The 4988-nt window shown below is 56.1% G+C and carries 2 rRNA genes; both read left to right on the forward strand.

What is annotated here, in order from left to right:
* Positions 1-40: 40 nt before the first annotated feature.
* Positions 41-1559, forward strand: a 16S ribosomal RNA gene (locus ACZCAH_RS15210).
* A gap of 366 nt (positions 1560-1925) precedes the next feature.
* Positions 1926-4985: ribosomal RNA gene (locus tag ACZCAH_RS15215) — 23S ribosomal RNA — on the forward strand.
* The 16S and 23S rRNA genes sit together here, the layout of an rRNA operon.
* The last annotated feature ends 3 nt before the right edge of the window (positions 4986-4988 follow it).

Consider the following 4988-nt stretch of genomic DNA (forward strand, 5'->3'; position numbering starts at 1 on the left):
ATGCTGGTTGTTTGTTGTTTGTCAGGATTTTTTCTATGTTTTCATGGAGAGTTTGATCCTGGCTCAGGACGAACGCTGGCGGCGTGCTTAACACATGCAAGTCGAACGATGACGACCGTGCTTGCACGGTCTGATTAGTGGCGAACGGGTGAGTAACACGTGAGTAACCTGCCCCTCACTTCGGGATAACCTCGGGAAATCGTGGCTAATACCGGATACGAGTCTCCACCGCATGGTGGTGATTGGAAAGTTTTTCGGTGGGGGATGGACTCGCGGCCTATCAGTTTGTTGGTGAGGTAACGGCTCACCAAGGCGATGACGGGTAGCCGGCCTGAGAGGGCGACCGGCCACACTGGGACTGAGACACGGCCCAGACTCCTACGGGAGGCAGCAGTGGGGAATATTGCACAATGGGCGAAAGCCTGATGCAGCGACGCCGCGTGAGGGATGACGGCCTTCGGGTTGTAAACCTCTTTCAGTAGGGAAGAAGCGAAAGTGACGGTACCTGCAGAAGAAGCGCCGGCTAACTACGTGCCAGCAGCCGCGGTAATACGTAGGGCGCAAGCGTTGTCCGGAATTATTGGGCGTAAAGAGCTTGTAGGTGGCTTGTCGCGTCTGCCGTGAAAACCCGAGGCTCAACCTCGGGCGTGCGGTGGGTACGGGCAGGCTAGAGTGTGGTAGGGGAGACTGGAACTCCTGGTGTAGCGGTGAAATGCGCAGATATCAGGAAGAACACCGATGGCGAAGGCAGGTCTCTGGGCCATTACTGACACTGAGAAGCGAAAGCATGGGTAGCGAACAGGATTAGATACCCTGGTAGTCCATGCCGTAAACGTTGGGCACTAGGTGTGGGGGACATTCCACGTTTTCCGCGCCGTAGCTAACGCATTAAGTGCCCCGCCTGGGGAGTACGGCCGCAAGGCTAAAACTCAAAGGAATTGACGGGGGCCCGCACAAGCGGCGGAGCATGCTGATTAATTCGATGCAACGCGAAGAACCTTACCAAGGCTTGACATGCACCGGACGACTCCAGAGATGGGGTTTTCTTCGGACTGGTGCACAGGTGGTGCATGGTTGTCGTCAGCTCGTGTCGTGAGATGTTGGGTTAAGTCCCGCAACGAGCGCAACCCTCGTTCCATGTTGCCAGCGCGTAATGGCGGGGACTCATGGGAGACTGCCGGGGTCAACTCGGAGGAAGGTGGGGACGACGTCAAATCATCATGCCCCTTATGTCTTGGGCTTCAAGCATGCTACAATGGTCGGTACAATGGGTTGCGATACTGTGAGGTGGAGCGAATCCCAAAAAGCCGGCCTCAGTTCGGATTGGGGTCTGCAACTCGACCCCATGAAGTCGGAGTCGCTAGTAATCGCAGATCAGCAACGCTGCGGTGAATACGTTCCCGGGCCTTGTACACACCGCCCGTCAAGTCACGAAAGTCGGTAACACCCGAAGCCAGTGGCCCATCCTCGTGAGGGAGCTGTCGAAGGTGGGATCGGTGATTGGGACTAAGTCGTAACAAGGTAGCCGTACCGGAAGGTGCGGCTGGATCACCTCCTTTCTAAGGAGCATCACCAATGATTGGTGGCCATCTTCCTGCCCGAGTGTGGTGGGGATGGTTGCTCAAGGGTGGAACATCAACGGATGGGCGCTTCGCCGGCCGGCAGGGCTGCGCTAGTACGACTCTTCGGGGTCTGGAACGTGTGGTGGTTCGGGTGGTTTGAGGTGGAGACACGCTATTGGGTTGTGAGGCTGCACGCGGCCTGCTTGGGGTCCTTCGGGATGCTGAGTGGGTGTGTGGCTGGTCCTCCCTGATTCTTGCCGCCTGTGTGGTGGTGGGGGTTGGTGTGGGGTTGTTTCTTGAGAACTACATAGTGGACGCGAGCATCTTGTAAGCAATTTTTAAGATTTTGGTCTTTGTTGTGTTGCCTAAGTTGTAAAGGGCGCACGGTGGATGCCTTGGCACAAGGAGCCGACGAAGGACGTGGGAGTCTGCGAAAAGCCTCGGGGAGTTGACAACCGAACTGTGATCCGAGGATGTCCGAATGGGGAAACCCACCAGGGGTCATGCCCTGGTACCCGCCACTGAATGTATAGGTGGTGTGGAGGGAACGCGGGGAAGTGAAACATCTTAGTACCCGCAGGAAGAGAAAACAAATAGTGATTCCGTGAGTAGTGGCGAGCGAAAGCGGAAGAGGCTAAACCTGGTTTGTGTGATACCCGGCAGGGGTTGCAGGTCAGGGGTTGTGGGACGTGTCTGATGGGTCTGCCGGCTCATCGACGTGGACGTGCAGCGGTAGTCGAAGTCGTGATGAGTGCGACGGCGTAGAGGGTGTGACCCCCGTAGACGAAACCGATGTGCGGCGTGACGCTGTTCCCGAGTAGCACCGGGCCCGTGAAATCCGGTGTGAATCTGCCAGGACCACCTGGTAAGCCTGAATACTACCTTGTGACCGATAGCGGACAAGTACCGTGAGGGAAAGGTGAAAAGCACCCCGGGAGGGGAGTGAAATAGTACCTGAAACCGTGCGCTTACAATCCGTCGGAGCCTTGAGGGGTGACGGCGTGCCTTTTGAAGAATGAGCCTGCGAGTTAGTGGTCGGTGGCGAGGTTAACCCGTGTGGGGTAGCCGTAGCGAAAGCGAGTCTGAACGGGGCGTTCAGTCGCCGGCTCTAGACCCGAAGCGAAGTGATCTATCCATGGGCAGTGTGAAGCGCGGGTAAGACCGCGTGGAGGCGCGAACCCACTTCAGTTGAAAATGGAGGGGATGACCTGTGGATAGGGGTGAAAGGCCAATCAAACTTCGTGATAGCTGGTTCTCCCCGAAATGCATTTAGGTGCAGCGTTGCGTGTTTCGTGTCGGAGGTAGAGCACTGGATAGGCGATGGGCCCCACCGGGTTACTGACCTTAGCCAAACTCCGAATGCCGATACGTGAGAGCGCAGCAGTGAGACTGTGGGGGATAAGCTTCATAGTCGAGAGGGAAACAGCCCAGAACATCAGCTAAGGCCCCTAAGCGTGTGCTAAGTGGAAAAGGATGTGGAGTTGCTTAGACAACCAGGAGGTTGGCTTAGAAGCAGCCACCCTTGAAAGAGTGCGTAATAGCTCACTGGTCAAGTGATTCTGCGCCGACAATGTAGCGGGGCTCAAGCACACCGCCGAAGCTGTGTCATTCAGATTTTTGTCTGGATGGGTAGGGGAGCGTCGTGCAGCCAGCGAAGCCGCGGGGGAACCCAGTGGTGGAGGCTGTACGAGTGAGAATGCAGGCATGAGTAGCGAAAGACGGGTGAGAAACCCGTCCGCCGATTGATCAAGGGTTCCAGGGCCAGGTTTATCCGCCCTGGGTTAGTCGGGACCTAAGGCGAGGCCGACAGGCGTAGTCGATGGACATCGGGTTGATATTCCCGAACCGATCGTAGGAGGACCCATACCGAGGCAGTCGATGCTAACCACCCGAGTCTTCCCCATGCCCTTCGGGGTGTGGAGGTTGATGAGGCTGGGAACCAAGGTTGTAGTAGGTCAGCGCGAGGGATGACGCAGAGAGGTAGCTTCCGCGGACTTAATGGAATAGTCCGTCTAAGCGAGCAGCCCGAGCACCGGTAATGCGGTGCCGTATTGGGTGAGACGTGATGGGGATCCCGTATGGGCGTAGGTGAGTGATCCTGTACTGCCAAGAAAAGTTCCGGCGTGACGAATACGGTCGCCCGTACCCTAAACCGACTCAGGTGATCAGGTAGAGAATACCAAGGCGTTCGAGAGAATCGTGGTTAAGGAACTCGGCAAAATGCCCCCGTAACTTCGGGAGAAGGGGGGCCCGAACCGTGAGAGCGGTGAGGGCCGCAGAGACCAGGGAGAAGCGACTGTTTACTAAAAACACAGGTCCGTGCGAAGTCGTAAGACGCTGTATACGGACTGACGCCTGCCCGGTGCTGGAAGGTTAAGAGGACCGGTTAGATCTTCGGATCGAAGCTGAGAATTTAAGCCCCAGTAAACGGCGGTGGTAACTATAACCATCCTAAGGTAGCGAAATTCCTTGTCGGGTAAGTTCCGACCTGCACGAATGGCGTAACGACTTCTCCACTGTCTCAACCGCGAACTCGGCGAAATTGCATTACGAGTAAAGATGCTCGTTACGCGCAGCAGGACGGAAAGACCCCGGGACCTTTACTATAGTTTGATATTGGTGTTCGGGACGGCTTGTGTAGGATAGGTGGGAGACTGGGAAGCATTCACGCCAGTGAGTGTGGAGTCATTGTTGAAATACCACTCTGGTCGTTCTGGATTCCTAACCTCGGTCCGTGATCCGGATCAGGGACAGTGTCTGATGGGTAGTTTAACTGGGGCGGTTGCCTCCCAAAAAGTAACGGAGGCGCTCAAAGGTTCCCTCAGCCTGGTTGGTAATCAGGTGTTGAGTGTAAGTGCACAAGGGAGCTTGACTGCGAGACAGACATGTCGGGCAGGTGCGAAAGCAGGAACTAGTGATCCGGCACCTCATTGTGGAATGGGTGTCGCTCAACGGATAAAAGGTACCCCGGGGATAACAGGCTGATCTTGCCCAAGAGCTCATATCGACGGCATGGTTTGGCACCTCGATGTCGGCTCGTCGCATCCTGGGGCTGGAGTTGGTCCCAAGGGTTAGGCTGTTCGCCTATTAAAGCGGTACGCGAGCTGGGTTTAGAACGTCGTGAGACAGTTCGGTCCCTATCCGCTGCGCGCGTTGGATATTTGAGAAGACCTGTCCCTAGTACGAGAGGACCGGGATGGACTGACCTCTGGTGTGCCAGTTGTTCTGCCAAGGGCATGGCTGGTTGGCTACGTTGGGAAGGGATAACCGCTGAAAGCATCTAAGCGGGAAGCCTGCTTCAAGATGAGATATCCATGCACTTTGTGTGAGAGGCCCCCAGTAGACCACTGGGTTGATAGGCCAGATGTGGAAGCGCAGCAATGCGTGGAGCTGACTGGTACTAATGGCCGATGACTTATTCAACAC

It is taken from the genome of Brachybacterium sp. B718/18 (assembly GCF_055454375.1).